Origin of the sequence: Pollutimonas rozaliensis, assembly GCF_048751585.1 — a bacterium.
Lineage (GTDB): Bacteria > Pseudomonadota > Gammaproteobacteria > Burkholderiales > Burkholderiaceae_B.
Genome location: NZ_JAZHOB010000312.1, coordinates 1 through 243, shown reverse-complemented (window position 1 = coordinate 243; position 243 = coordinate 1). Strand labels below are relative to the sequence as shown.

At 45.7% G+C, this 243-nt stretch carries 1 protein-coding gene; it reads right to left on the bottom strand.

Annotated features, from left to right (window positions below; translation table 11 throughout):
* The coding region (locus tag V0R37_RS23040; RefSeq protein WP_420376685.1) for an endonuclease domain-containing protein at positions 1–211 on the bottom strand (211 nt) is incomplete at its 3' end.
* Positions 212–243: the final 32 nt, after the last annotated feature.

Sequence of the window (243 nt, the reverse complement as noted above, 5' to 3'; positions counted from 1 at the left end):
CTTGCTCCAAGTACTGTACTAACTGGCGTAAGAACACCAGAATATCTTCGTACTTAGTACTCTTTGCACCCCAACGACCAGCAGCATTAGCTACCTTACCCTCCGCTGCATTACAGCTACGATGTAGAACACCACGTATCTCACCTGTGTCATGATTGTGGTCAACCACATAATCGGACGTTCGGGTGCAAAGAGTACTAAGTACGAAGATATTCTGGTGTTCTTACGCCAGTTAGTACAGTA